Origin of the sequence: Nitrosococcus wardiae (assembly GCF_004421105.1) — a bacterium.
Taxonomy (GTDB): domain Bacteria; phylum Pseudomonadota; class Gammaproteobacteria; order Nitrosococcales; family Nitrosococcaceae; genus Nitrosococcus; species Nitrosococcus wardiae.
The window spans coordinates 2,178,544-2,205,215 of sequence record NZ_CP038033.1 but is presented as its reverse complement, the minus strand read 5'-3'; the positions used below and the strand labels follow the sequence as shown (position 1 = coordinate 2,205,215).

The following is a 26,672-nucleotide window of genomic DNA, read 5'->3' as shown; positions in this document are numbered from 1 at the left end:
AAAACAAGCTATTTTAACATTGTGCCTAATGAAAACGGGAAGTGCTATACATCGTTACAGAAGAAGGGAAAAAGTTTGCTATGGACATGGGTGCTGCACCTGATATCAAAAGCAAGGAAGACTACAAAAACACCATAGAAAAAATCCTTAAGCTGTGTGAAGCGGCGCCAGAGATCACCGAGGAAACAAAACTTTCAGAGTTGGGCGACGGTAGAGTCAATGCAGTCAGCGACTGCCCTGGACGAGATTGCCTCGCTTTGCATTCTTGCATTGCACGGCGGGGAGAAAGCCCATGCTGAATGAAGCACAAAGGCAGGCCCTAGCAAGAAAGAAGCATTGGGTTGGCCGTAACAAGATGAATACTGTCCCACTAATCAATAGATTTTTGGAGAAGACTATTCGTATTGAAACAGGGTGCCTTATGTGGATAGGCGCAAAAAACAAAAATGGATATGGATGCATCAGCGTTGAAGGGAAGACTAAGACAGCATCGCGACTTGCATATGAACTATTCATTGGACCCATTCCTGATGGGATGATTGTGTGCCATAGATGCGATTTTCCTTTATGCATTGAGCCAAATCACTTGTTTCTAGGAACTGATACTGATAACCGCAGAGACTGCAAGAAAAAAGGTCGAGCAAATGGCGCACGTGGAGAAAGAAACGTAAAAGCGAAGCTGAAAGAACATGACGTTATTGTGATTCGTTCTTCTAGCGCACGTTCAGGAGTTCTAGCGAACAAGTATGGTGTAAGTCGATCCACTATTAAGAGGATTCGTTCTGGAAAGATTTGGAGGCATATCTGATGTTAACAGAGCAACAATTGACCGAACGAGAAAAGGGTTTGGGTGGATCAGATGCTCCTATAGTCGCGGGGCTTTCTTCATGGAAGCAACCGCTACAGCTTTACTACGAGAAAACGGGTCAGGTCGATTTTGGAGACGTGGAAGGCGAGCATATCGACTTCGGGAATCTCCTGGAAGAGGTTATCGCACAGGAAGCGGCCCGCCGCCTGGAGGTAAAAGTGCGCCGGGTTAACCGGACGCGCCGCCATAAGGAGTTCCCTTTCATGGTCGCCAACATCGACCGTGACGTGGCCGGGCAACCCTGGATCATGGAATGCAAAAATGCCGGATTTAAATCCGCTGAGTGGGGCCCCGAGGGCAGCGACGAAGTCCCTGAGAGTTATCTTATTCAATGCACCCATTACCTGGCCGTCACCGGCGCCGAGTTGTGCAAGCTGGCCGCCCTCTTTTCCGGCAACCACCTACGGATTTACAACATCCCCCGGGACCCGGGATTAATCGATAGTCTGATAGCTATCGAGGCGGCATTTTGGGACTGCGTGAAAGAAGGCGTGCCGCCTGATTTAGATTACGAGCACCCCACGACCGGGCAACTACTCAGCAAGCTCTACCCTGGCACGACCGGCGAGATTATTGAGCTCCCTGAACCCGCCCTGCACTGGCACCAGGTGGCCAGCCAATCCGCCGAGCTGGAGAAGCAATATAAGACGGCCAAAGAGGTGGCCCAGAATCATTTAAGGGCGCTCATGGGCGAGGCCTCCATTGCGCTGCTCCCAGACGGGAGCGGCTACACCCGCAAAGAGATCAAGCGCAAGGGCTACACCGTAGCGCCCGCCAGCTACATGGATTTTCGCTATACCAAGAGACCGAAAGGAGTGGAGAAATGAGTGAACAGAATCTAGCAGTCAAAGAAGAAACCCCGATGTCTGCTTTCGGCAGCATTCAAGCATTTGAGTCCGTGCAGCGCATGGCCACTATGTTGGCTAAGTCAGACATGGTTCCAAAACAATATCAGGACAACCTCCCCAACTGCGTCATTGCCCTGGAGATGGCCAACCGCATGGGCGCTTCCGTTTTTGCCGTGATGCAAAACCTCGCCATTGTTCACGGCAAACCCTCCTGGGAGGCGAAGTTTATTATTGGAGCGATCAATTCTTGTGGCCGGTTTTCTCCATTGAGGTTTGACCTCAGTGAAGAGGGATCCGAGGAAGAGGTCGAGGGTTTTTATTACCAGTGGGACCCGAGTACCAAGAAAAACAAAAAGGTCCCTGTGATCAATAGTTCGGACAGTTTTTATACCTTGTTGCTGTAGGCAGGGGCCTGCTGGTATCGGAAAATGGTGTCTACGACAACGCCATTTTTTGACGATAACCAAAGGCCCCTACATTGATAATAGAAACCCTTTTAGCTCAAATGTCCAGTCTCTCCACGGCGCAACGTAAGTTGATGAAGGTGTTATTAACGACGTGGATGTGTCTGCGTGGCAAAGCCACCTTTCGTAATTTAAGCCGTTATAGCCAACTCAATGAGAAGACGTACGCCCGGTGGTTCCGGCGACCGTTTGATTTTGTCGAGTTCAATCGTCTGTGTTTAGCCGATCTTTTGGCGCAGCGTACCCGGCTTATTGCCGTGATGGATTGCAGCTTTAGTGAAAAAAGTGGTCGGCACACCTATGGTTTGGATAAGTTCTACAACAGCACGCACGATAGGGCCCAGAAGGGTCTGGAAATCTCTACGCTGGCCTTCGTGGATGTGGAATATGCTACCGCCTACAGCTTCTCCACCCGCCAGACGCCTCCCCCTGAGCATCCGGATGAAACACGAGTGGATGGGTACTTGCAGCATCTCAGAGAAGACCGGCACGCGTTATCGATTACCTGGTCACCGACGGCTATTACAGCAAAAAGAAGTTTACTGATGGGGTCGTGGACATCGGTCTTCATCAGATCGGCAAGCTTCGCCACGACGCCAACCTACGCTATCTCTACCAGGGTCCACAAAAACCCCGGGGCCGTCGCAGGCAGTACGACGGCAAGGTGCAATTTGACGACTTGAGCCGCCTTAAGTGGGTCCGGGAAATGGAGGGGGTCTATATTTACACCACAGTCGTCCACAGTGTCGGGCTCAAACGCACGATCCGCATCACCTATTTGCTCAAGCCAGATGGGCACAGGTTGCAGACCGCTCTGCTATTTTCGACCGATACCGAACTCTCTGCGGAGCAGATGTATCGGTACTACAAAGCCCGTTTTCAAATCGAATTTCTATTTCGTGACGCTAAGCAATTTACCGGCTTGTCCGACTGCCAGGCGCGAAGCAAAGAAGCCCTTCATTTTCACTTCAATGCCGCCATGACCGTGTTGAATCTGCTTAAACTTGAAGACCGTCAGCAAGCTTCAAACTCACAGGGGCACGTCATTTCTATCATGAGCTGGAAAATCCGTAAATTCAACGCGCATCTGCTCCAACGATTTTCTGAAAAGTTAGGTTTAGACTTCAGTTTGATAAAATCCCATCCCGCCTATGAAACCCTGCAAAACTATGGGGCTACGGCAGCTTAAAACTGTCTGGAGTATTGAAATAAAAATATTAAAAAATTAAATTAACTAATTGATTGTTAAAACCTTATTAAAGATAATACCCCTATCGTAAACACTGTCAATTCCTCCTGTTTGCTTATTCTGATCTTATACTTTTATCTTCTGGTAGACATAAAAGTTCCAGGGTTTCGCCTTTGTCTCTAACCAGCGTGCAGCTTACCAACTGGTTTTTACAAGGGTGATTCACTACTGGGCTAAGCGGAATAAATAGAAGAATCAGGCAAACGAGGTATTTTGGATGGAAGCTGAAGCGCATACTTTTTTTCTTCATCTCATGCTTATTTTGCTTTCGGCTCGCTTCCTGGCGGAGCTAGCTGTTTATTTCAAAATTCCTGCTGTGGTAGGTGAACTTTTAGCTGGCATTCTCCTTGGCCCCAGTTTACTGGGCTGGTTAGAACCTACCCCGCTCATCGTGTCCCTAGCAGAAATGGGAATCGTTTTGCTCCTTTTTAGGGTCGGACTAGAAACGGATATGACACGTCTGATGCGCACGGGAGGTCGCTCCATCATTGTCGCTACCGCTGGTTTGATACTGCCTTTTATGCTGGGATTTAGCTTAAGCTATGAGATCTTCCATTTTCCCCTACTGACTTCACTTTTTATTGGCAGCACCTTAACAGCTACTAGCATCGGTATTACCGTACGTGTTTTGGCAGACCTCCAGCGTCATCAGTCTCCCGAAAGTCAAATCGTGCTTGGCGCGGCGGTATTGGATGACGTTATGGGTGTAGTGCTGCTAGCCTTGCTCTATCAGTTCTCTATCGGTGGAGGTATTAGTCTCGTCAATACCGGAAGAATACTGCTCTTTGTCGGGGCCTTTTTAATTCTAGCCCCTGTGCTGGCCCGTCTCATCTTTGGAGTGATTCGCCGCTTGGATAAAGTCAGTCAAATCCCAGGACTGATTCCGACCGCCATGGTGGCCTTGGTGCTGTTCTTTGCCTGGATTGCCCATCTCCTCGGTGTCCCTGAGATATTAGGCGGCTTTGCTGCCGGGTTGGCCTTATCTCGACGTTTTTACTTCCCCTTGGGAATGGCATTACCCACAGATCCTCAGTTTGCTGACCACATTGAGAAAACTATGCAGCCCATCATTCACCTCTTTACCCCCCTTTTCTTCGTGGCGGTCGGTCTCTCCCTCGATCTCCAAGCGGTCGATTGGACTTCTTCTTTTATTTGGATCTTTTCTCTTTCCTTGTTTATTGCCGCAGTTATCGGCAAGATGGCAGGAGCTTTCCTAATACCTGAGTCCTGGCCCGCACGGATAGCCATTGGAATAGCCATAATACCTCGTGGTGAAGTGGGACTCATCTTTGCCAAGTTAGGGCACGAGTCAGGAATTTTTAATCACCAGCTTTATGCCAGCTTGGTGATTGTGATTGCCCTGACCACCCTTCTAGGTCCCTTTGCTATGCAAAATTTCTATGCCCGCCTAGATGGACGTCTTCCCCTAAGAGAGGATTGAAGAGATTCTTATCTCTTCAAGGTCTCGTACCCTCTACCTTGCTTGTTTAAGCAAATAGCAGGCTTTCTATGGTTATTTTTTAGGCGCGGTCTAGGCCCTGTATGCCAAGCTATTCAGTTGTCACTTGAATAGCTTGAAAGGACTGAGTAAATCCACACCTATTTTGATACCACAAGCTTGGTTTTTTATCGCTTTTGAATCAACCATGTCCCACTCTTTGCTAGAAATCATTTTATTGTTGCTTCTGTTGTCCACGGTCACCGTGGCCCTTTTCCAGCATCTGCGTCTATCGCCGATTCTGGGTTATCTGAGTATCGGTGTCTTAACTGGGCCCTATGCATTGGGTTGGTTACCGGAGTCGGAAGAGACCCAGTTTTTGGGAGAATTAGGCGTGATATTTTTGATGTTCAGCATTGGCCTAGATCTCTCCCTTCCCACCTTGTTAGCTGCCAGACGCATGGTATTAGGCATTGGAGGGGCCCAGGTCCTCGTGACGACATTGGTCTTCGCCCTGAGTGCTTGGTTACTAGGCGTACCACTAGGGGGTGCTTTTACCCTAGGTGGTGCCCTAGCCATGTCCTCTACGGCCATCGTTCTGAAACAGTTGCAGGAGCAAATGGAACTGCTAACCCGCCATGGCCGTTTGGCGATTGGGATTCTTTTGTTCCAAGATTTAACCATTATTCCCTTCCTGGTGATCTTGCCCTTATTAGCCAAGGGTCAAGATTGGCTAACCAGCTTCTTAATTTGGGAGCTTCTGAAAGCCGGGCTGATATTCCTGGGCCTGGTCTTTGCTGGCCGCTGGCTGCTCCACCCGGTGTTAGGCTATGTTGCTGCTATCCGTTCCCAAGAATTGTTCATGCTCAGTGCTTTATTGCTTGCTCTGAGTGCCGCCTGGATATCCGAGCTTGGAGGGTTATCGCCAGCCCTAGGCGCTTTTATGGCCGGCATGTTTTTAGGAGAAACCGAATTTCGGCATCAAGTGGAAGCTGATATACGCCCCTTTCAGGATCTGCTTCTGGGGTTATTCTTCGTCACTATTGGCATGCAATTGAATATCCAGGCCTTGCCCCAACTTGCCCCCTGGATTGCTCTCCTATTACCCTTATTCATCCTTACCAAGATGGCCTTAATTGCGGCACTCGCTAGCGCGTTCAGGGAGCCTTTACTCCATACCTGGCGAACAAGTATTAGCTTGGCACACGGTGGTGAATTTGGCCTGCTCGTACTTTCAATGGCTATTGGTTACGGCATTCTGGAACCTTTCTTAGCTCAAATCCTGCTCGCTATCATGATACTTAGCATGACCTTGGCTCCAGTAATGGTGCGCTTTAATGGTTCAATCGCCCACTGGCTACTTGCTCAACCCCAAAAAGATATTAAGGTAGAAAAACACATTGAGATCCAGGCAGAAACCCTTGAGAAACATGTCATCATTTGTGGTTACGGTCGTTTGGGCCAGAACTTAGCCCGGTTCCTAGATAGGGAGCAAATCCCCTATCTCGCTCTCGATCTGGATATCGAGCGGATTCATCAAGCGAGTTCTGCCGGAGAACCTGTCGTTTATGGGGATTCTACTCATCCTGGCATATTACGGGCTGCCGGATTGGAGCAGGCCCGCGCCCTAGTCATTACTTTTGGTGAGGCGACAATCGTTCAACGAGTCATAGGCCAAGTACGTTCCCACCATCTGGACCTCCCCATCCTAGTGCGAAGCGTGGAAGACCGACATGAATATTCCCTGCGCCGGGCTGGAGCCACAGAAGTCTTTCCTGAAGGACTTGAGATCAGTGTAACTTTTGCAGGTCAGTTGCTTTTGCTCCTCGGCATTCCCCTTTCACGGGTCGAACAACTGATGAATGAGGCCCGTGAAAGCAACTACCGTCCACTGCGGACATTTTTTCACGACACCAATGAATCTGAAGAAAGAGCCCGGGATTACCGCCACCAATTGCGCGCCATCACATTAACCGACCAGGATGCTGCTATTGGAAAGGCAATCACTGAACTGGAGCTTAAGAAGTATGGGGTCACGCTCATGAACGTGCGTCGGGGGGGAATCCGCGTGCCTGGAGCCACCGTAGACACCCGGCTGCGGCCTGGTGATGTATTAGTCCTTTCCGGTCTCCCTGAGGCCCTAGAGCAGACAGTAATCTCTCTCACGCAAACAAACTCAAAATAGGGCTATTAGGCTATGGTTCAATAGCGCTGCTAAGGGGCATTGATCTCTTGAGATGTTGGCATTATATAAGAAACAGCGACGCAACCTAAATCTTCTCTACAGCTCTACAGTTAGAGTGCTAAAAATTAGAGGTAGGCATCATGGAGAAAAAGGCCCAGTTTAATTTCTGGTACCTACTGGTGGCGGTGCTTCTTGTGTTGCTGTTTCAACACTGGTGGAGCACCAGCCAAGAGGTCAAGGTCATTCCCTATAGTCAATTCGAGCAATTACTCCAGAATGGCCAAATCGAGGAAATCTACGTTGGCCAACAACACCTGGAAGGTAAATTAAAAACACCATTAGATGGGCGCGAACGTTTCGCCACAACCCGCGTTGACCCAGAACTGGCGGATCGCCTTGGCCAATATGGGGTAAAGTTCTCTGGCATCATCGAGAATACTTTTGTCACTCAGCTGCTTTCTTGGATAATCCCCATCCTTTTTTTCTTTGCCTTATGGGTATTCTTCTTCCGCCGGGTTGCTGAAAAACAGGGCATAGGTGGGCTGATGAGCGTGGGCAAAAGTAAAGCCAAGGTTTATGTGGAGAAAGATACCCAAGTCAGCTTTGATGATGTGGCCGGCGTTGACGAAGCCAAGGAGGAACTCAAAGAGGTTGTCTCCTTCCTTAAACGACCGCAGGACTACGGACGACTCGGGGCACAAATACCCAAGGGCGTACTTTTAGTGGGTCCTCCCGGGACAGGCAAGACCTTATTAGCTCGTGCAGTGGCCGGAGAAGCAGGAGTACCTTTTTTCTCTATTAATGGCTCGGAATTCGTGGAGATGTTCGTAGGTGTGGGGGCGGCCCGGGTTCGCGACTTATTCGAACAAGCTCGAAAAACGGCACCCTGTATTATTTTTGTTGATGAGTTGGATGCTTTAGGTCGGGCTCGCAACATCGGCCCCCTCGCTGGAGCCCATGATGAAAAGGAACAGACCTTAAACCAATTGCTCTCCGAGTTGGATGGCTTTGACCCTCGTCAGGGAATTGTCCTGCTCGCGGCCACTAACCGACCCGAAATCCTAGACCCAGCCCTGCTGCGGGCGGGCCGTTTTGACCGCCAAGTTCTTGTAGACCGGCCGGACAAAACTGGACGAATAGCTATTCTCAAAGTGCATATGAAAAAGATTCATTGTGCTAAAGAGGTGGACCCTGAACAGATTGCTGCTTTGACGGCAGGATTTTCCGGCGCGGATTTAGCCAACCTGGTCAATGAAGCGGCTATCTTAGCCACCCGTCGCAGTGCCCATGCTGTCACTATGGAAGACTTTACCAATGCCTTTGAACGCACCATTGCCGGTTTGGAAAAGAAGAACCGTTTACTCAATCCTGAAGAGCGGAAACGTGTGGCCTATCACGAAATGGGACATGCCCTAGTTGCTCTTTCCCTGCCGGGGATGGAACCGGTACATAAAATCTCTATCATTCCCCGGGGGATTGGCGCCCTAGGTTATACCTTGCAACGCCCTACGGAAGATCGATATCTGATGACGCGCCAAGAATTAGAAAACAAAATGGCCGTGCTGTTAGGCGGTCGTGCTGCTGAGATCCTTTTTTTTGAGGATATTTCCACGGGAGCTGCTGATGACCTGGATAAGGCAACCGATATTGCCCGCAATATGGTTACTCGCTACGGCATGTACGAAAAGTTAGGGAATGTGGCTTATGAAGAACGGCAACAGCCGTTTCTCGGTGAGATGACCTCTAGAGGTGCAATCCAACGCAACTATAGCGAAGAAACAGCCCGTGAAATTGACTGTGCAGTACGGGAATTGGTCGAGCGGGCACGGGAAACAGCCTTGCAAATTCTTAATGCTAATCGTCAACAACTTGATGATGGCGCAAAGTTACTCTTGGAAAAAGAAACTCTGCTCTCAGATGAGCTGCCGAAAACCCGCATGATAACAGAACAAAAACGTCCTGCTATTGGTTCCGGCATTGGATCATAAAATTGCATATTCCTATCAAGAGGCAGTAACATAAGGGTACAAGGAGGTACCCATAAACCTTAATTTTAATTGCGTTTTCGCCATCTATCAGCCCGTCCTACGCTAAACGTAAGGTGCATGAATGCACTTGCTAAATGCAGTTTAGTCAATAACCAAACTTGATCTATTTTCTTTTGTCCTATACACTATAACACTCACCATTTAGCCATAACGTCAAGAATGTCAGCAATCAGAATCGTTATGATATGTTGCCAATTACGTTATGAAAGCTGTCTATCTCCTTTCGAGGTAGTTTGTTCAAAACCATAGTTTTACGGGATCCGAACATTACTACTGAAAAACTTCTTCATCAGTCACAGATAACTGAAGGAGGTTGGTATGAAAACCCAACCTGACTACAGTAACAGATGCCTTGAATTGAAAATCTCATTGTAAGTTAAACCGATAATTAAAATTAACCTGTTATAAACTCAAGCATAAATTCGCAACCTATATACCTTATACATATTTACATAGCTTAAATATCGATGCTAACGAATAGAAAGTTAGCATCTCAGCACTTGTGAAAGTGCTCTTAGAGTTAGGAAAAGGAGTTATCCTTTGTTTCGTCATCCAAGCATTCAAGATGCGCCCAAGATTTGGAGACTAGTAAAAGAGTCCGGCACACTCGACTTAAATTCAACATACTGTTATCTCATTTTATGTAAACATTTTGCAGATACCTGCTTAGTTGCTGATGATAACAATGAGTTACTTGCCTTCGTAACCGGATATCGTCTACCGGCCTCTCAAAATTCGCTATTTATATGGCAAATAGCTGTCGCTGAACAAGCCCGAGGGCGGAAACTTGCGTTATCTGCACTCAAGGAGCTTTTACGGCGCAACGCACACCATAATGTGTCATTTTTAGAAACTACAGTTAGCCCATCCAACACCGCCTCGCGCGCGCTTTTTATGTCGTTGGCCCGAGACTTAAACACTGAACTGGTTGAAATGCCTGGCTTTGAGGAGTCCTTATTTCCAACAGGAAATCATGAATCAGAACCTTTTCTTCGCCTTGGCCCATTTGATGTAAAAAATCTCAGGTAAATATTCCCTTAATCATTGATTAATCATCAAAGTTTTAATCTTTAGCTTAATTTAATTCACTATTAACCAAGATTTACTATCAGCAAGGTACAGCGTTATGAGAATTTTTGAACAACTAGAATCGGAAGTTCGTGGATATGTACGTTCCTTTCCTGTCATGTTCGACACGGCAAAAGGCTCCCTTCTCTATGATGAGCAAGGGAATGAGTATATTGATTTTTTTGCCGGTGCGGGTACGCTAAATTATGGCCACAATAACCCCATTATTTCCAAAGCGTTACTAAAATATATAGAGCGTGATGGAATTATGCATGGGCTAGATAAAGCGACTGTGGCCAAGAGAACATTCTTACAAAAATTCTATGATACGATTCTATCTCCCCGCAACCTCGAATATAAGGTACAGTTCACGGGACCCACGGGAACTAACGCCGTAGAAACGGCATTAAAACTAGCCCGTATGATCAAGCGGCGATCAAATGTCATCGCCTTCACTAACGGCTACCATGGTCTGACCATGGGGTCACTTGCCGTCACTGGAAACACCTTCTATCGGGATGAGTCCTACGGGATCCGGAATAATTCGGCCTTTATGCCTTTCGATGGCTACTTTGGGCCAGATGTGGACACCATTGAATATTTCCGTCGCTTTTTAGAAGATGCCAGTAGCGGAGTCGATCTTCCGGCAGCCGTCATTCTGGAAACTGTTCAAGCAGAAGGAGGAATAAACGTTGCCAGCAATGAGTGGCTACAGCAACTAGAACGACTTTGCCGCGAGTTCGATATTCTTCTTATTATCGATGACATTCAAGTAGGCAATGGTCGCACCGGCACTTTCTTTAGTTTCGAACGTGCTGGTATCACTCCAGATATGGTAACCCTATCCAAATCTATCGGTGGTGGGCTTCCCTTGGCATTGCTGTTAATGCGCCCAGAACTGGATCAATGGCAGCCAGGCGAACATACGGGAACCTTCCGTGGTAATAATTTGGCGTTTGTTGCCGCTGCCGAATCTCTTGCTTATTGGGATAACGATGATCTGGCCGAAGCAGTCAAGTATAAGGGCGAGATCATGGAAACAGAGCTAAACTCAATTGCTGAAAAATACCCTGAACTTAACGCGAAGGTGCGCGGTGTAGGCATGATCTGGGGTTTAGAATTACCTCGTAATGGATTTTCCAGTGAGGTTTCTAAAAAAGCTTTTGAAAACGGAGTAGTCATTGAGCTTGCTGGCGCCGAAGATCAAGTAGTGAAATTTTTGCCTTCGCTGACGATTGATGAAAAGATGTTACGTCAAGGACTGGCTATTATCGATCAATCAATAGGAGATCTTCTTGCTCACAAGCGGGAGATGCGCACCGGAGATACCCAGGGAAGTACGCAGGGAGGTGCACAGGATAATGAAACTTTGGTTCGCTTTAAATCAGCATAACCATCCATCATCATCTCCTCGCTAAAACCAAAATGAATTTCATCTGTAAATTAATTTTGGACTAGGAGGCGAAGATATTCATGGCGACAAAGGATGTCCCCTATTACAAAGTTTAAGATTTCAAGGCGCGTTGAACTGATAAAGCATAAGGAGGTTATTGCGTGGGCCACAATCAAGCTTTAAGTGATTCCCATGAGGATCTTTATCCGTCCCGCGTCAGTGATACGCCGCGTCTCATTGAACGCTGCGATCCTGTATTCTACGGACAACACTCAGACTCGGGTCCTTTGAATAAAGAACAAATAAGTTTTTATGAAGAAAATGGGTACCTTTTCTTTGAGAACTTATTTTCTCAAGAACAAGTACAGCGCTACCGCCGTGAGTTGGATGCGCTTTCCAGTGCGCCTCTTGTCAAAGAGGCGCCACAAACCATCTTAGAACCCGAAAGCCAGGAGGTGCGATCGATATTCGATATTCATCGCACCAATGAGTTATTCAAACAGCTCTCCCAGGATGAGCGTATTGTTAGTATGATCACGCAGCTACTGAATAGTCGGGTTTACATTCACCAATCCCGGATTAATTACAAACCCGGCTTCCAGGGTAAAGAATTTTACTGGCACTCTGATTTCGAAACTTGGCACGAGGAAGACGGGATGCCCCGTATGCGTGCCATCAGCTGCTCTATAACCTTGACTGAGAACAATATTTATAATGGTCCTTTGATGCTGATCCCTAAATCACACCAGTATTTCCTCTGTTGTGCAGGAAAGACGCCCAAGGACCACTATAAATCTTCGCTGAAAAAACAAGAATATGGGGTGCCTGATAATAAAAATATTGAGAGACTCGTTGAAAGGGGTGGAATAGTGGCCCCCCGTGGCCCCGCAGGTTCAGTCCTGTTTTTCGAATGTAACCTTATGCATGGTTCCAATTCTAATATTTCGCCCTGGCCACGGAGCAACATATTTTTCGTCTATAACAGCATGGAAAATACCCTAGTGCAGCCCTATTGTGGATTACCACCGCGCCCAGAATATATTGCAAATCGCGAGTTCATACCTATTTAAATGACGAACTTTAGTGTACAAAGGGACGATGAAAAAAAATAAACCTCAGTGTACTTTAGTACAACTGTTTAGCGTCCTGGCAATGTTTGCCGGGATTATTCTTATCATGGGATGTGAGGGGACTCAAGGTCCCTCCGGGGCCGATAAGTCTACTTTAGAACGTATCCAGCAAGAGAAAGTGGTTCGTCTCGGCTACGCTAATGAAGCGCCCTATGCCTATATGGATAATGAAACAGGCCAATTGACCGGCGAAGCCCCAGAAATTGCGAAAAAAATACTCAAACAAATGGGGATAAAAAATATTGAAGGCGTTCTCACAGAATTTGGATCGTTAATTCCAGGCCTTAAGGCAAAGCGGTTCGATATCATTGCTGCTGGCATGTACATTACCCCTCAGCGGTGCCGGGAAATTGCATTTTCAAACCCAACTTATGGAATTGGAGAAGCTTTTATTGTCCAAGCAGGTAATCCACTCAATTTGCATAGCTACGACGATGTGGCAAGCCACCCCTCAGCGCGTATAGGGGTTACGGCCGGTGCGGTGGAGCTTCAATATGCCCGCTCAACGGGGATACCTAATGATCGGATTGTTATTCTCCCTGATCCACCTAGCGCCGTAGCCGCTGTTCAGGCAAAACGAGTAGATGCCTTTGCAGCCACTAGCCTAACCGTCCATAACTTGCTTGAAAAAACCGATACCCGCATTGAGCGGGCTCAACCTTTTCACGATCCCATTATCGATGGGAAGACAGTAGTAGGCTATGGCGCATTTGGATTTCGTAAAGAAGATGAGAAGTTGTTAGCAGAGTTCAATAAGCACTTAGAGAAATTCATTGGAACTGCTCAGCACCTCTCCCTGATAGAACCCTTTGGATTTACAGAAGCAGACTTACCAGGAGAGATCACTGCTGCGCAATTATGCCAGCCCAATGATTAGAACTTATCTTATTCTCTGATAAGAGAGCTGCTTTGCCGTGCCGCCTCCCTTTGACCTCTTGCCCCCCCTACTATCAGGGCTTGCAGTGACTGCAGGCCTTACGGTAGGTGGGATAATAGTAGCCGCAGTCGCTGCTTTCACAGCCGGTTTAGCGCAACTTTCTCGCCACTGGTATTTGCGGGTTATCTCAATTGTTTATATTGATCTTTTCCGCGGCACTTCAGCACTGGTACAGCTATTTTGGGCCTACTTTGCTCTCCCCATGTTAGGTGTTGAGCTCAGTGCCATGGCGACCGGCATTTGGGTGCTGGGCTTAAATATTGGCGCTTATGGGGCTGAGGTGGTTCGAGGAGCAATCCAAGCCGTACCGCAAGAGCAAAGAGAGGCCGCTGTTGCCCTTAATTTTACCCCTCGGCAGACCCTTTGGCGTATCATTATTCCTCAAGCAGTTCCTGCCATGCTTCCTCCTTTTGGAAACCTGCTAATCGAGCTTTTGAAAAGCACAGCACTGGTATCCATGATCACCCTTAGCGAGCTTACCTTTCAAGGCCAAATGCTGCGTGCTTCGACTCTCCGCTCGGCGGAGATCTTTGCACTAGTCTTAGTCTTATATTTCCTTCTCGCGCAAATTATCGCTTTTATTATCCGGCGCCTGGAGCGCAAGTTTGCTGTAGGACGATAGAAAATGGTATTCGACTGGCAGTATGCACTGGATATCTTACCCGATCTATTAAGGGGGTTCTGGGTAACTATTCAGGCTACTTTTTTGGGAATGACCGCTGCCTTGATTCTTGGGCTGGGCTGGGCTATATTGCGGCGCTCTGCCATTCGTATTATGGCTACCATGACTGCTTGGGTAGTGGAGTTCATACGCAGCACTCCCCTCCTAGTTCAACTTTATTTTCTTTTTTTTGTCCTGCCTGATTTTGGTGTCACGCTTTCACCTTTTTTAACCGGAGTAGTAGGGCTTGGTTTGCATTATAGTACTTACACTTCAGAGGTCTACCGGGCAGGGATTGAAGGTGTCCCCAAAGGACAATGGGAGGCTGCTATGGCTCTAAATATGAGCCGCTTCCACACTTGGAAAGCGATCATTCTTCCCCAAGCAATTCCACCGGTCATTCCAGCATTAGGGAATTATCTAATCGCCATGTTTAAAGATACACCCTTATTAGCAGCTATCACGGTCATGGAATTACTGCAGACTGCTAAGCTTAGTGGTGCTGAAACATTCCGCTATTTGGAACCACTCACCCTAGTGGGTCTGCTTTTTCTAGTCATTAGTTTGTTATCTTCCCGATTGGTACGAAAATTGGAAGCCCGTTTTGCTCAAACCTAATCTTGATAAAGAAGACTCAACACATTCCATTATTCGGATGCGTGAGGTACGGAAGTCCTTTGATGGACTTGATGTATTAAAGGGGATTGACTTAGATATTCCCCCTTCCCAGAAGCTTGCCCTGATTGGCCCTAGCGGCTCAGGAAAATCCACTATTTTACGGATTTTGATGACACTAGAAGACATTGATTCAGGCCGGGTTGAAATCGACGGTGAATCGATTTGGACGATGCAGCGTGGTGGTCAAGAAGTGCCTGCGGATCGGCACCATATCCGTAAGGTACGGGGAAAGGTGGGAATGGTCTTTCAACACTTTAATTTATTTCCCCACATGAGCGTATTACGAAATGTTACTGAGGCGATGGTGCATGTACTGCACATGCCCCGGGAAGAAGCAGAAAAGGGAGCCGTTGATCTTCTAAGATTAGTAGGTTTAGAAGACAAGGTTGAAAACTATCCGGCTCAACTTTCTGGAGGCCAGAAGCAACGAGTAGCCATTGCCCGCGCCCTTGCCTTGCGACCCCAAGTCATGCTCTTTGATGAAGTCACCTCGGCTTTAGACCCTGAGTTGGTGGGGGAAGTGCTCAATGTCCTCCGGCAAATTGCAATAGAGAGCGAAATGACCATGTTAATCGTCACCCATGAAATGAGTTTCGCCCAGGATATTTCAGACCGAGTTATTTTCATGGCAGAGGGGAAAATTATTGAAGACGATACCCCCGATGCTATCTTCTCTCGACCAAAACAGAAAAGAACCCAAGAATTTTTACGGACCATTCTCTAAGAGGAGAAATCATTATGAGCGATGTTATCCACACCCATTATCAACGCCTAGCTGAGCGCTATGATAGCTTTCTTTACTATTCTCCAGATTTTGTTCGTCAGCTAACCTCTAAAATGGTTGATAAATTAGCGCTCAATCAAGATGATATTTTGGTTGATTTAGGCTGTGGAACAGGAATCTATTCTTTGGATATCTTAGAACAGGTCTCCCTGAAAAATCCGGTCATCGGCGTTGATCCATTTCCTGAAATGCTGGCTCAAATCCCTGAAGAAGCACCTATTAAACGAGTTGCAGAGGACGCCTTGGAGTTCTCAAACCGTCCAGGAACCTATAACAAAATATTAGTCAAGGAAACTATTCATCATATTGATGATAGGCAAACTCTGTTTAGAAACCTTTATCAGCGCCTAGCTCCAGGGGGTATTTTATTGTTAGTACACGTGCCTCCCAACGTGGAATATCCCTTGTTTAATAAAGCACTTGAACGCTGTCTAAACTGGCATGCTAACCCAGATGAACTTGTCAGTCTGCTTGAAAATGAAACATTCCAAGTCGAGCGGGAAACCTTGGTGTATCGGCATACTATTCCCAAAGAGAAATATTTTGAAATGGTGGCCAACTGTTACATGTCTGTGTTGTCTTCATTTGAGGAGGAGGAACTTAAAGCAGGCCTCCAAGAAATGGAATCCACTTATGCGGATCAAGAGATTTTAGAGTTTAACGATCGCTTTGATTTTATTACCGCCAAAAAAGTTTAGGAGATGCAAAGATTTTTTAAAAAATATTTTTACCTGATTCTAAAAAAGCGGGGCCGATTTAATTAAGATAAGCTTGAAGACGTTTGATCCCTTCCTGCAATTGCTCCATTGAAGTGGTATAAGCAAAGCGCAGGTGCTGCTGAGGGGCATTACAACCAAAATCTATGCCTGGAGTTACCGCAACACCAATGTTCTCCAGCAATTCTCGGGCAAAAGAGAAACTATCTGCCGAGAATCGGGAGCAGTCCGCATAGATGTAAAATGCACCTTGAGGGATGATCGGAATATGGAAACCGAGATCCCTCAACTCAGGTAGAAGGAAATCCCGTCGCCGTTGAAATTCCACTCGACGGGATTCAAGAATCTGGAGAACTTCAGGCTTAAAAGCCGCAAGAGCGGCGTGTTGAGCTGGCGTAGAGGCAGCAAGAAAGAGGTTTTGACCCAATCTATCAGCAGCCCGAGTAAAGTTTTTGGGTGCAACGAGCCAACCTAATCGCCACCCCGTCATACCAAAGTATTTTGAGAAACTATTGATAACAAACACGTGATCTGAAAGCACCAGGGCAGTGGTGGCTTTATCTTCATAAACTAAACCATGGTAAATTTCATCAACAATAAGAGTCCCCTCTCGAGACTCGACACTGCCCATTAATGCTGCAAGTGTATTTTGGGAAAGGAGAGCACCCGTTGGATTAGCAGGTGAAGCAACCAGTACCGCTCGAGTTTCAGGAGTCCAGTGGGACTCAATATGCCTTGAAGTAAACTGGTAGGCACTGGTCTCCATTACCGGGATACAGACGGCTTTTCCCTCTAACAGCCGAACAAAATAGCGATAGCAGGGATAACCCGGATCAGCCATAAGTACCGTGTCTCCTGGATTGAGTAAGACCGCCAGGGCAACTAGCAAAGCCCCAGAGGCGCCTGGCGTCACAATGATACGTTCAGGCGACACGGTAATCCCGGCACTATTGCTATACCAGTTTGCAATAGCCTCACGCAGGGCCGGTAGCCCTGCTGCCGGGGTATAATGAACCTGCCCAGAACGCAATGCCACTATCCCGGCCTCCACAATGGGCTGAGGTGTCACGAAATCGGGTTCACCAATTTCCATATGGACGATGCATTTTCCCTGAGCTTCCAGTTCCTTTGCTCGCGCTAACAACTCCATCACTTGAAAGGACTTAATATCTTCCATCCGTCGCGCTATTCGATCATTCACACTGAATTCTCCCCGTGCAACCGCTGTAAGAGCGCAACGTCTACATACTCGAAATCCTCTAAATCTCCACTTAATACCGTACAGGGTTGATCTGGTTCTCCCAGATGATCCAGCACCAACGCCGCCCCAGTGAAATCTTCATCACGAGTGTAATCATTCACAGTGACCACCACTTTGATCCCAGCGTCTACAGCTGCACGAACACCATTAGCCGAGTCTTCAAAAGCAAGACATTGAGCAGGTTCTCTTTGCAACTGCTGTAAACAGTAATCATAAATATCCGGCGCCGGCTTTTTAGTCCTAACCACATCTCCAGCGGCAATACAATCAAACCAATCCAGGGCATGACTACCAATGCTAGTACGCAACAACGCCATTACATTTTCTGGCGTAGTCGTAGTGGCAATAGCCAATTGCAACCCCTTCTCGCGGGCTAAAGTGAGGAGACGCAACACTCCTGGACGGAGTGGGATTTCTTGCTCTTCCAGCAGTTCTACGTAATATCGAGTTTTTGTCTGATGCAACTCCGCAATGAATTTATCCAATGCCATTGGAGGGCGAAAATCCTGTTGATAATGATCTAGGTAATAACGGATACGTTCTTTGCCACCGGTTATGGCTAATAATTTACCGTAAAGAGCAACATCCCAATGCCAATCCACTCCAATTTCGGCAAAGGCTCGATTAAACGCCACCCGATGTCCATCCCGCTCCGTTTCAGCAAGAGTCCCATCCAGATCAAAAATCAATGTTTTAAGTTTCACCAATGTATTCCCCATAAACAATGTTAACTTGTTCTCATAGCGAGAGCGCTAAAGGATACTAATACCACAATTATTGATAGTTTTTTCGTTTTAAAATATTTTAAGCTGTTGTCAATAAGGAGATATAATTATTGCGCTTCTGGAAAGGTTCTGGTATATATCCGCGACTGTTTTTTAGTACTTGAGGAGCCAAGACATGGCCGTTAATAACAAGGATCTGGTGCAATCTCCCCAAGAATTTACCCCCTATCAACAAAAAGAGGGGGAAGAATACATGAGTGAGCCACAGGTTGAACATTTTCGAAAGATCCTGCTGGGCTGGAGGCAATGGCTTATGGAAGAAGTCGATCGGACCGTTCACCATATGCAGGATGAGGCTGCAAACTTCCCAGATCCCAGCGACCGTGCATCACAGGAAGAAGAATTTACGTTGGAGTTACGCACCAGAGATCGGGAACGTAAACTTATCAAGAAAATCACTGAACGCCTACGGAGTCTTGATAAAGGGGACTATGGCTACTGTGAGGCCTGTGGAGCCGAAATTGGCATCCGGCGCTTAGAAGCCCGTCCCACTGCTACCCTATGCATTGATTGCAAAACCCTAGAGGAAATCAAAGAAAGGCAACGGGCCTAACTGGAAACTCCTGTAACCTAAAAGGGCCAAGATAATTTGCAAGAAAAACACCTGTAAAGGACCCAAGGCTTTCATGGAAAGCATTCTCTGGGGTTAGGAAATCCACGCAATAGAGAAGCGCGTTCTTTACGAAACAAAACGCCCCCGCATTAAACGGGGGCGTTTATTTATAACCGTCGCAATGATCTTAAACTACAAGGTGGTCGCATGCTTAGCTAAATACTGGGCTACCCCCTCCGCATCAGGGCGAATAGCTTCCTCCCCCTTGCGCCACCCCGCCGGACAGACCTCGCCATGTTCCTCCGTAAATTGCAAAGCATCCACCATCCGTAACATTTCCTCTACGGCTCGACCGAGGGGAAGATTATTGACTACCTGATGCTGAACCACTCCATTTTTGTCAATCAAAAAGGATGCACGCAGGGCGACTCCATCAGGATGCTCCACCCCGTAAGCCCGGGTAATATCGTGGTTTAGATCGGCTACCAGCGGAAAATCGATAGCGCCAATCCCTCCATTCGCTACGGGAGTATTACGCCAAGCATAATGGCTATACTGGGAATCAATTGAAACGCCCACAATCTCCACATTACGCTCTTTGAAATCCTTCAAGCGATTGTTATGGGCCAGAACCTCCGAAGGACAAACAAAGGTAAAATCCAGAGGATAGAAAAACAGCACGACATATTTACTGCGTAAATCAGAAAGGCGGAAATTCTCCTTAATAGTACCATCAGGCATTACAGCCGGAGCGGTAAAATCAGGGGCAACTTGCGTAACCAGTACACTCACAGGATGTTCTCCTCTTGATAGGTTGTCAGCGCAGAATTTACCAAAGCAGAATGTATGGGACTTTAGCAATTTCTATCTTAAAATCAATAGATAATAACCATAGACTTTGTTGGGTTTCCTACTGGAAACTTGGAAATCAAGACGATAGAGCCCTTTTCTTTGACGATAAACAACCCGAACGAGTTCATCAGTGGCTAGATAATTCGCAGCCAAGCAGTCAGATAGCCTATTTATCAGGGGTCACCGACGACGCTGCCCATCACAGAATACCAGCGGCTAGCGTCGACACCTCACCCAATTTTCCTGCAGCATTATTCTAGAAACGACGGTTGATCGCTTAGAAGCACAGGAAAAGCGCTATGAATGCCGGCTTTCTAGCCGCCGATCTACTTTACCCTTGAGATGACACGGCGTCATCGCGCCTTGCCCTCCAGCAGGCCCACACGCCCAACTGCCGTTTCTTAAAGATTATATCAATACCAAAGCAAGATAAACGAGATCTGCCATTAAACTATACTTTTACTCTGGCAGCGCTATTTTCCAGCTATCTGCTGACCTATCCCCATTTTTCCGCTTCTAGCTTCCCCTAGGCTTGAGAAATCAGACATATTTACTAGGCTAACAAGTTGGCTTAGAGTGTCTAAATAATAAGCGTACTAATCGCTAATCGGGCAATGTGCAAGCCGTCTGCTAGTGACCTGATGTTTAGATGTTTAAAAGCCCCCAAATGATTCAACTCCCTGCGGGGTGAAAAAGGAAGGAATAAATCATGAACGAAGAAAGCATCGAATCCACTTTGCATGAAGAACGCCTTTTCCCCCCCCTGGCTGAATTTTCGGCCCAAGCCCGCATCCCCGACCGCGCCACCTTGGATTCCTTAGCCCAAGCCGCCAACGAAGACTTGGAAGGATTCTGGGCTACACAAGCATGTGCAGAAATTACCTGGCATAAACCCTTCAAAACGGTTCTAGATAGCACTAACCCCCCTCACTATCAATGGTTTAGCGACGGCGAACTGAATGTGTCTTACAACTGCCTAGACCGCCATTTGCGGGAGAAAGCCGATAAAATAGCCATTATTTTTGAAGGGGAACCCGGGGATATTACCACCTTCACTTATCATCAATTACATCAGCGGGTTAGCCGCTTTGCTAACGTCCTTAAAGCTCAAGGCGTTACCGAAGGCGATCGGGTGGTCATCTACCTGCCCATGGTACCCGAAGCCGTTATTGCGATGCTGGCCTGTGCCCGCATCGGGGCCATCCATTCGGTCGTATTTGGAGGTTTCTCCGCCGAATCCCTTAAAGATCGGATCGAGGACGCAAAAGCCAAACTTCTTATCACTGCCGATGGGGGTCACCGGGGCGGACGCATTGTCGAACTCAAAGCTGCGGCTAACCGCGCATTAAAAGAAGGCTGCGAAAGTATCCAGCATGTCATTGTCCTGCAACGTACGGGTCATGAGGTCGACATGACCGAGGGACGCGATCTATGGTGGCATGAGGCAGAAGCCAAGGCCGACGGCAACTGTGAGCCGGTATGGCTAAATGCTGAACACCCCTTATTCCTCCTTTACACCTCCGGTTCCACCGGCAAACCCAAGGGTATCCAGCATGCCAGCGGCGGCTACCTACTCGGTGCCCTCACTACCATGAAATGGGTTTTTGATATTCGCGATGAGGACATCTTTTGGTGCACGGCTGATGTGGGCTGGGTCACAGGCCATAGTTATGTCGCTTACGGGCCGCTGGCAGCAGGGGCCACTATTGTCATGTATGAAGGAACTCCCACTTTTCCTGACCCGGGCCGTTTTTGGAAAATCTGCCAAGACCATGGAGTCACCATTTTTTACACGGCCCCCACCGCTATCCGCGCTCTGATGAAATATGGAGATGACATCCCTGCCAGCTATAACTTATCCCAATTAAGACTGCTGGGAACAGTGGGCGAACCCATCAATCCCGAGGCCTGGATGTGGTATCACCGCGTTATCGGAGGCGAGCGCTGCCCAATTGTCGATACTTGGTGGCAAACGGAGACGGGAGTCCACATGATTGCTCCTATTCCTGGCGCTGTCCCCACCAAACCCGGCTCTTGTACCCTCCCCTTGCCTGGGATTAACGCTGCAGTGGTCGATGAGAAAGGGCACCCCATTACCACCCCTGATCGGGGCGGTTATTTAGTCATTACCAAACCTTGGCCTTCCATGCTCCGCACTATTTGGGGCGATGATCAGCGTTATTATGACACCTATTGGAGCAAATTTGGCAGCCAATATTATCTTACGGGCGACAGCGCCCGCCGCGATAAGGATGGCTATTTTTGGATCATGGGGCGCACTGATGATGTATTGAATGTGTCAGGTCACCGCCTCGGCACCATGGAGATCGAATCCGCCTTAGTGGCTTATCCGAAGGTAGCAGAAGCCGCCGTAGTGGGTCGCCCTGACGACATCAAGGGTGAGGCCATCCTCGCCTATGTCATACTGAAAGGGACCCGCCCGACAAGAGGGGCCGATAAAACTTTAACTGAGGAACTTCGGGCCTGGGTCGGCGATCAAATTGGGCCTATCGCCAAACCGGATGAAATCCGTTTTGTGGACAGCCTTCCCAAAACCCGCTCCGGAAAAATCATGCGCCGCTTACTTCGGACCATCGCCCGGGGTGAAACCATCACTCAAGATACCTCTACCTTAGAGAGTGAAGCTATCCTCCCCCAGCTTCAGGGTAAAGAGTAATTCGACCATGATCATTCCCAGTAATTTCCGACCTGCCTGGTGGCTACCGGGTTCCCATGCCCAAACGGTATGGGGGTCGCGCTTTCGTCCCCCCTTCCGGGTAGAATTCCTGTGGGAACGGCTAGAATTGCCGGATGGAGATTTTGTGGATCTTGCTTGGAGCGGTCAAGGCAAGGGACCTATTGTGGTGGTCCTCCATGGCCTTGAAGGGTCCTACCGTTCCCGCTATGCTGCTGGACTCCTGAGGGCTGTTGCACAACGGGGTTGGCGCGGGGTATTACTGCATTTCCGAGGTTGTAGCGGCGAACCTAACCGGCTAGCCCGCAGCTACCATTCCGGTGATACGGGCGATCTCCAAGCGCTACTTACCATCCTGCGCCAGAGGGAACCCGATACTCCATTAGCAGCAGTAGGCTATTCGCTAGGCGGTAATGTCCTTCTCAAATGGCTTGGAGAGGCTGGTCAGCAAGCAGACCTCACCGCTGCAATTGGAGTTTCCGTTCCCTTTGAACTTGGCCGGGCAGCATGGCAATTAGAGCAAGCCCTATCCAAAGCCTACCAGTGGTCTCTAGTTAATGCGCTGAAGCGCTCTGTCCGGCATAAATTTCGCTACCGTGATTGCCCCTTTGATCTCCAAGCCTTGGAAAAAGTCCAGACATTTAAGGAATTTGATGACCTCATCACCGCTCCCCTACATGGATTTATAGATGCCAATGATTATTGGCAGCGCTCAAGCTGTCGGCCATTTTTGCGCAAAATCCACATCCCAACATTGATTCTCCATAGCAAGGATGATCCCTTTTTACCGCAAGATGCTATTCCCTCGGCCTCTGATCTTTCCCCCACAGTACAGTTAGAACTCAGCTCAGGGGGAGGGCATGTGGGGTTTATCAGTGGCCACTGGCCCTGGCAACCCCAGTATTGGTTAGAAGAAAGAATTCCAGAATTCCTCAGTCTATATTTAGAAGCAGAAATATCGGGGGAAATCGCCCTAGCCAGCGGCTAATTACCGCGTTTATTGCATTCTTTATATCATTGCAGAGGATAATAGAAATAGCTCTTTAATTTAACAGCGACGAGGATTATCGCTATGAATGAAAAACCCAGAAAAATGGCTAAAGCAGCAGCCGCTAAAGCACCAAAGGCAAAAAAGGCAAAAGCAACTGCTAGCAAATCTGCCCCTAAGCAGACCACCACTCAAGCAGCTGAAACCCAAGAAATGATCACTCCAGTAAGCTCAGCTTCCGAGGCAACAAGCTCTACCCTACCAGCCGCCGCCCCTACCAAGACCGTTCAGGGAACTAAGGCCACGGCAACTGCCAAAACGGCGCGTAAGGATAAAACCAGCGTTAAAAAGACGGCTTCCAAGCAAGCGCCTTCAGCGGCACCTAAGAAGACTGCCGCCAAATCTCGTAAGACCAACCCAAGGAAACCTAAGCAACTTACGCTTACGCCTGAGCAGCGCTGGAAAATGGTTTCGGAAGCGGCTTACTACATTGCTGAAAAACGAGGCTTTCAAAACGGTACCCCAGAGGAAAACTGGTTCCAAGCGGAGACGCAGATCAATACCCTATTGGCAGGAGCGGAAAACAACCCTAAGTAAACCCTGCGCTGTTTGCCGAATTCAATACCCTCAGTCTTATCCAGCTTATCCAGGACACACCCGCGGTGAGAGGAGATAATGACATCTGAAACCGAAAAAATTCGCCTTGATAAATGGCTCTGGGCTGCACGATTTTTTAAAACACGCAGCCTTGCAGTGGCAGCGGTCAACGGAGGCAAAGTCCATCTCAATGGTCGGCGAGTCAAACCTAGCCAGAGGGTAAGTATCGGTGATAATTTAACCATTCGCCGGGGCCAGTTCGAGTATGAAATTACCGTTGATAGGCTGTCTCAACAGCGCCGCCCAGCCACAGAAGCGTCGTTACTTTACCAAGAAAGTGAGGAAAGCAAAGTAAAGCGGCAAACCCTAGCTATGCAATTGAGGGAGGAGCGGGAGCACCGACCCACTACCCAGGGTCGTCCATCCAAACGGGACCGCCGCCAGATCATCCGCTTTACCCGCAAAAGCTGACGAATTCTCCGCTACAGCTGAGTATGAGTTGCTTGATGCCCCCCCTAAGCTGGGGTGCGCCTTGGCGGAAGTAAACGACCGACCTGCTCAAAGCAGGTGACTTTTTCAGACCCAACCCCAAAAGGAGCGGTCATTTATGGTAGTCAAGAGACCCCACATACGGACGGCTTACCCCACCGGGGCGCCCGTTGCCAAGCTGATAAGCAAAGCAATCCCTCGTTATTTATTTACGCCTGTCTGGCAGGCTGGACATCGACGTGGGATACGCGCGCCAAGCCACCAGTATACACCGCTTAATCTCGTAGTTAAAACTGACCGTCTAAAGACGGTGGTATCAACCTTTGGAAGAGTGCGATCATGAAGCGCACCAGTAAAATCTTTAAGGGAAAGAAATTTAATTGATGCTACCCTGGCGACGGTACACGCCCTCATGGAGATCATCAAACAATAGTTCGACTGCGGGATGGTTGATAGGCTCTCCAGAAGTATCTAGGTCCAGGTTTCGCTCCGCCACATAGGTTTGGTAATCCGCATTGTCAACCAAAACATGATACCAAGGCCGGTCTTTTGGCGGTTGGGACTGGGCCATCTGCTCATACCACTCGGGACTACCCTGAAAGACCGGATCCGCATCCACCACTACCCCGCGATAATGGAACAACTTATGACGCACCAATTGTCCAATTCCAAATTTAGCTCTTGATTGTTGCATAGGGTTTCTCCACTTTAGCTTATGCTTGATAAAGCGACGATAATTTAAGGTAATCATTCACTATGGGACATCGCTTATCTAAGATCTACACCCGCACAGGTGATCAGGGAACGACCGGGCTAGGTAACCAACAACGGGTACCGAAAGACCACCCCCGGGTTGAAGCCATTGGCACTATCGATGAACTCAATGCCCTACTGGGCCTGCTTCTTGCCCACCCCCTTCCAACTCCGCTCCATCAAGCCATAACGTCTATCCAGCACCAACTCTTTGACCTGGGAGGGGAACTGAGTATTCCCCCTGCCCATATTATCGAAGCTGACCAAGTTCAGGCCCTAGAACGGCAACTCGATACCTTAAATGAAAAATTGCCGCCACTTAAAGAATTTATTTTACCAGGGGGCGCCATCGCCGCTAGTCTGTGTCACCTAGCTCGCGTGACCTGCCGGCAGGCAGAACGGCGGCTTGTCACACTTAGCAAGGAAGAGGCCATCAACCCAGAGAGTTTGAAATACCTTAATCGCCTCTCAGACCTCTTGTTTGTCATGGCACGGGAACTTAACCGTGCAGAGGGGGTCACTGAAATACTTTGGGAAAAAAGCCAAACCAGGATAAAACCTTAACCCCACAATAGCTTTTTTAAATAATACTATAACACTCAGCAGTGTCTATAATTCAACTATTGTAGCTAAACTAATAAAGATTTGAGGCGCTTCCAATTAAAAGCGGGACCAGGATCAGTTTTACGGCCTGGGGCGATATCACTATGGCCCACAATTCGTTCCTTAGATAGAGTAGGATAGGCCAAAGTCAAAGCGCTGATGAGGCTCGCCAAGATTTGATATTGTATCTCTTCATAGGGGGCAACATCAGTACCCTCAAGTTCTATCCCAATAGTAAAGTCGTTACATTGAGTACGCCCATTAAGGCTCGACATTCCTGCATGCCAAGCGCGCTTGTGAAAGGGTACGTACTGGGTTAAAGAACCATCCCGGGCGATGAAAACATGGGCAGAAACACGCAGGCAATGGACTTCATGGAAATAAGGGTGTGCTGTGGGATCAAGGCAGTTGGTAAATAGGGCATCAATCCATGGCCCTCCGTATTCTCCCGGCGGTAGACTGATACCGTGCACCACTAACCATTCTGGTACCACCCCTGGTGGTCGTTCATCTTGGTTAGGCGAGATAACCTGGCGGACATGGGTCAGCCAACCACTATCCCTATTCACCCAGAGGGCCCAAGGAACAATGACAGTCATGGTTTAGTCTGCCCCAGCCTCACTACTCGA

Annotated in this window: 27 protein-coding genes; 22 read left to right on the top strand and 5 right to left on the bottom strand. The window is 48.1% G+C overall.

What is annotated here, in order from left to right; genetic code table 11:
* Positions 1–41: 41 nt before the first annotated feature.
* The 16 genes from E3U44_RS10685 (at position 42) to E3U44_RS10610 (ending at position 16,449) form a co-directional block, all read left to right on the top strand.
* A complete protein-coding gene (locus E3U44_RS10685; RefSeq protein WP_134358151.1) occupies positions 42–299 on the top strand; it encodes a hypothetical protein in 258 nt (85 codons plus the stop codon).
* Positions 293–808: an HNH endonuclease signature motif containing protein gene (locus E3U44_RS10680; RefSeq protein ID WP_134358149.1), complete on the top strand. Its 516-nt coding sequence runs from the start codon at positions 293–295 to the stop codon at positions 806–808. Before E3U44_RS10685 ends, E3U44_RS10680 begins: the two co-directional genes overlap by 7 nt.
* Positions 808–1,695, top strand: a complete 888-nt coding sequence (locus tag E3U44_RS10675; RefSeq protein ID WP_134358147.1) for a YqaJ viral recombinase family nuclease — start codon at positions 808–810, stop codon at positions 1,693–1,695. Before E3U44_RS10680 ends, E3U44_RS10675 begins: the two co-directional genes overlap by 1 nt.
* Entirely contained in the window at positions 1,692–2,120 is a 429-nt protein-coding gene (locus tag E3U44_RS10670; RefSeq protein ID WP_134358146.1) for a hypothetical protein, read from the top strand. Before E3U44_RS10675 ends, E3U44_RS10670 begins: the two co-directional genes overlap by 4 nt.
* Before the next feature lie 556 nt (positions 2,121–2,676).
* On the top strand, positions 2,677–3,369 hold the full coding sequence (locus E3U44_RS19625) for a transposase (protein WP_166805161.1): 693 nt from the start codon (positions 2,677–2,679) through the stop codon (positions 3,367–3,369).
* Positions 3,370–3,646: 277 nt separating this feature from the next.
* Entirely contained in the window at positions 3,647–4,870 is a 1,224-nt protein-coding gene (locus tag E3U44_RS10660; protein ID WP_134358144.1) for a cation:proton antiporter, read from the top strand.
* Between the two features lie 205 nt (positions 4,871–5,075).
* The gene (locus tag E3U44_RS10655) at positions 5,076–7,052 is read left to right on the top strand and encodes a cation:proton antiporter (protein ID WP_134358143.1); all 1,977 of its coding nucleotides are present in this window, start codon (positions 5,076–5,078) and stop codon (positions 7,050–7,052) included.
* 140 nt (positions 7,053–7,192) lie between these two features.
* Complete coding sequence (ftsH, locus tag E3U44_RS10650; RefSeq protein WP_134358141.1) at positions 7,193–9,040, top strand: ATP-dependent zinc metalloprotease FtsH; 1,848 nt, start codon at positions 7,193–7,195, stop codon at positions 9,038–9,040.
* Positions 9,041–9,640: 600 nt separating this feature from the next.
* Positions 9,641–10,129 (top strand): diaminobutyrate acetyltransferase, encoded by a 489-nt coding sequence (ectA, locus tag E3U44_RS10645; RefSeq protein WP_134358139.1) that lies wholly within the window; start codon positions 9,641–9,643, stop codon positions 10,127–10,129.
* 97 nt (positions 10,130–10,226) lie between these two features.
* Complete coding sequence (gene ectB / locus E3U44_RS10640) at positions 10,227–11,561, top strand: diaminobutyrate--2-oxoglutarate transaminase (protein WP_134358138.1); 1,335 nt, start codon at positions 10,227–10,229, stop codon at positions 11,559–11,561.
* Positions 11,562–11,722: 161 nt separating this feature from the next.
* The gene (thpD, locus tag E3U44_RS10635; protein WP_134358136.1) at positions 11,723–12,631 is read left to right on the top strand and encodes an ectoine hydroxylase; all 909 of its coding nucleotides are present in this window, start codon (positions 11,723–11,725) and stop codon (positions 12,629–12,631) included.
* Between the two features lie 28 nt (positions 12,632–12,659).
* Positions 12,660–13,568, top strand: coding sequence for an ectoine/hydroxyectoine ABC transporter substrate-binding protein EhuB (gene ehuB / locus E3U44_RS10630; protein WP_134358135.1), 909 nt, complete (start codon positions 12,660–12,662; stop codon positions 13,566–13,568).
* Between the two features lie 37 nt (positions 13,569–13,605).
* Positions 13,606–14,250, top strand: a complete 645-nt coding sequence (gene ehuC / locus E3U44_RS10625; protein WP_134358133.1) for an ectoine/hydroxyectoine ABC transporter permease subunit EhuC — start codon at positions 13,606–13,608, stop codon at positions 14,248–14,250.
* Positions 14,251–14,253: 3 nt separating this feature from the next.
* Complete coding sequence (gene ehuD / locus E3U44_RS10620; protein WP_134358132.1) at positions 14,254–14,907, top strand: ectoine/hydroxyectoine ABC transporter permease subunit EhuD; 654 nt, start codon at positions 14,254–14,256, stop codon at positions 14,905–14,907.
* Entirely contained in the window at positions 14,894–15,691 is a 798-nt protein-coding gene (ehuA, locus tag E3U44_RS10615) for an ectoine/hydroxyectoine ABC transporter ATP-binding protein EhuA (RefSeq protein ID WP_338040748.1), read from the top strand. The genes ehuD and ehuA overlap by 14 nt, the downstream gene beginning before the upstream one ends.
* 14 nt (positions 15,692–15,705) lie before the next feature.
* A complete protein-coding gene (locus tag E3U44_RS10610) occupies positions 15,706–16,449 on the top strand; it encodes a class I SAM-dependent methyltransferase (protein ID WP_134358130.1) in 744 nt (247 codons plus the stop codon).
* 58 nt (positions 16,450–16,507) lie between these two features.
* On the opposite strand, the gene E3U44_RS10605 is transcribed toward E3U44_RS10610, so the two are convergent.
* A complete protein-coding gene (locus E3U44_RS10605; RefSeq protein WP_134358128.1) occupies positions 16,508–17,668 on the bottom strand; it encodes a pyridoxal phosphate-dependent aminotransferase in 1,161 nt (386 codons plus the stop codon).
* Positions 17,665–18,432, bottom strand: a complete 768-nt coding sequence (locus E3U44_RS10600; RefSeq protein WP_134358127.1) for an HAD family hydrolase — start codon at positions 18,430–18,432, stop codon at positions 17,665–17,667. The genes E3U44_RS10605 and E3U44_RS10600 overlap by 4 nt, the downstream gene beginning before the upstream one ends.
* A gap of 196 nt (positions 18,433–18,628) precedes the next feature.
* On the opposite strand from E3U44_RS10600, the gene dksA reads away from it, so the two are divergent.
* Positions 18,629–19,066 (top strand): RNA polymerase-binding protein DksA, encoded by a 438-nt coding sequence (gene dksA / locus E3U44_RS10595; RefSeq protein ID WP_134358125.1) that lies wholly within the window; start codon positions 18,629–18,631, stop codon positions 19,064–19,066.
* A gap of 192 nt (positions 19,067–19,258) precedes the next feature.
* Here the strand turns inward: dksA and E3U44_RS10590 are convergent, their stop codons facing one another.
* The gene (locus E3U44_RS10590; RefSeq protein WP_134358124.1) at positions 19,259–19,858 is read right to left on the bottom strand and encodes a peroxiredoxin; all 600 of its coding nucleotides are present in this window, start codon (positions 19,856–19,858) and stop codon (positions 19,259–19,261) included.
* Between the two features lie 769 nt (positions 19,859–20,627).
* On the opposite strand from E3U44_RS10590, the gene acs reads away from it, so the two are divergent.
* The 4 genes from acs (at position 20,628) to E3U44_RS10570 (ending at position 24,669) form a co-directional block, all read left to right on the top strand.
* Positions 20,628–22,595: an acetate--CoA ligase gene (gene acs, locus E3U44_RS10585; protein WP_134358122.1), complete on the top strand. Its 1,968-nt coding sequence runs from the start codon at positions 20,628–20,630 to the stop codon at positions 22,593–22,595.
* A gap of 7 nt (positions 22,596–22,602) precedes the next feature.
* Positions 22,603–23,601, top strand: a complete 999-nt coding sequence (locus tag E3U44_RS10580; RefSeq protein ID WP_134358120.1) for a hydrolase — start codon at positions 22,603–22,605, stop codon at positions 23,599–23,601.
* Positions 23,602–23,685: 84 nt separating this feature from the next.
* Positions 23,686–24,198 carry a DUF2934 domain-containing protein gene (locus tag E3U44_RS10575; protein WP_240761381.1) on the top strand — a complete coding sequence of 171 codons (513 nt, stop codon included), beginning with the start codon at positions 23,686–23,688 and terminating at the stop codon, positions 24,196–24,198.
* 78 nt (positions 24,199–24,276) lie between these two features.
* A complete protein-coding gene (locus tag E3U44_RS10570) occupies positions 24,277–24,669 on the top strand; it encodes an RNA-binding S4 domain-containing protein (RefSeq protein WP_134358119.1) in 393 nt (130 codons plus the stop codon).
* 394 nt (positions 24,670–25,063) lie between these two features.
* Here the strand turns inward: E3U44_RS10570 and hspQ are convergent, their stop codons facing one another.
* Entirely contained in the window at positions 25,064–25,381 is a 318-nt protein-coding gene (gene hspQ / locus E3U44_RS10565; RefSeq protein WP_134358117.1) for a heat shock protein HspQ, read from the bottom strand.
* A gap of 62 nt (positions 25,382–25,443) precedes the next feature.
* Between hspQ and E3U44_RS10560 the strand changes: the two genes are divergently transcribed.
* The gene (locus E3U44_RS10560; RefSeq protein ID WP_134358116.1) at positions 25,444–26,004 is read left to right on the top strand and encodes a cob(I)yrinic acid a,c-diamide adenosyltransferase; all 561 of its coding nucleotides are present in this window, start codon (positions 25,444–25,446) and stop codon (positions 26,002–26,004) included.
* A 65-nt stretch (positions 26,005–26,069) separates the two neighbouring features.
* On the opposite strand, the gene ampD is transcribed toward E3U44_RS10560, so the two are convergent.
* The gene (ampD, locus tag E3U44_RS10555) at positions 26,070–26,642 is read right to left on the bottom strand and encodes a 1,6-anhydro-N-acetylmuramyl-L-alanine amidase AmpD (protein ID WP_134358114.1); all 573 of its coding nucleotides are present in this window, start codon (positions 26,640–26,642) and stop codon (positions 26,070–26,072) included.
* Positions 26,643–26,672 lie beyond the last annotated feature (30 nt).